At 76.6% G+C, this 803-nt stretch carries 2 protein-coding genes; one reads left to right on the top strand and one right to left on the bottom strand.

Annotation, left to right across the window (positions count from 1 at the left end; genetic code table 11):
- On the top strand, nt 1-596 hold a 596-nt coding region (locus G5C51_RS42270; protein WP_165246255.1), incomplete at its 5' end, for an MFS transporter.
- On the opposite strand, the gene G5C51_RS42265 is transcribed toward G5C51_RS42270, so the two are convergent.
- Nucleotides 551-803: DUF1990 family protein (locus tag G5C51_RS42265; RefSeq protein WP_165246253.1), on the bottom strand; the 253-nt coding region annotated here is incomplete at its 5' end. The two genes, G5C51_RS42270 and G5C51_RS42265, sit on opposite strands and share 46 nt — an antisense overlap.

Raw genomic sequence — 803 nt, 5'->3', positions numbered from 1 at the left:
CCCTCCAGAACTGGCCCGCCTTCCGCCGCCTCTCCGCCGTCGTCGTCTGCCGCTCGATCTGCTTCTTCGGTGTCGCGTCCTTCCTCTCCCTCTACGTCACCCGCCACCTGGACGGCAGCCGCGCGCAGGGCACCGCCGCACTCACCCTCTTCCTCGCCGCCGGCGCCCTCGGCACCGTGCTGGGCGGCCGGCTCGCCGACCGCCGCGGCCGTGTCGGGGCCATCCGCGCCGGTTACGCCCTCGTGCTCCCCGGCCTCGCGGCGCTGCTCGCCGCCCCCGGCCCGGCCACCGCCTGCGCCGCCGCGGTGCTGCTGGGGCTCGGGCTCTATCTGCCGTTCAGCGTGCAGGTCACCCTCGCCCAGGAGTACGTGCCGGGGCACACCGGCACCGCCGCCGGCGTCACCCTCGGCCTCGCGGTCAGCGTCGGCGGCCTGGCGAGCCCCGCCCTCGGCCAACTCGCCGACCACGCTGGCCTGTCCGCCGCACTGGCCGTGCTCTTCGCCCTGCCGGTCGCCGCGCTGCTGCTGACACTGCGGCTCCCGGAGCCGGCTCAGCCCGCTGCGACGGCCAGCCGGCGCAGGGTGCGGGCCAGCTGACGGGCGTAGAGCCGCTGCATCACAGGCACGACCGGGCCGCCCGCGCGGGCGTACCAGGCGGCGGGGCGGCTGAAGGCGGTGACCGTGAAGTACACGTCGCCGTCCGCCGCCAGCTCCACCACGAACGACTCCTCCCCCACCTCCGGATGCCCGGACAGCGTCCCGTAACCGAACCCGCCCCGCGCGTCCCCCTCCTCGGCCCACACC

Source organism: Streptomyces coryli (genome assembly GCF_011044975.1).
GTDB classification, from domain to species: Bacteria; Actinomycetota; Actinomycetes; order Streptomycetales; family Streptomycetaceae; genus Streptomyces; species Streptomyces coryli.
Note: the sequence above shows the minus strand (reverse complement) of the source record. Positions and strands in the feature narration are given on the sequence as shown.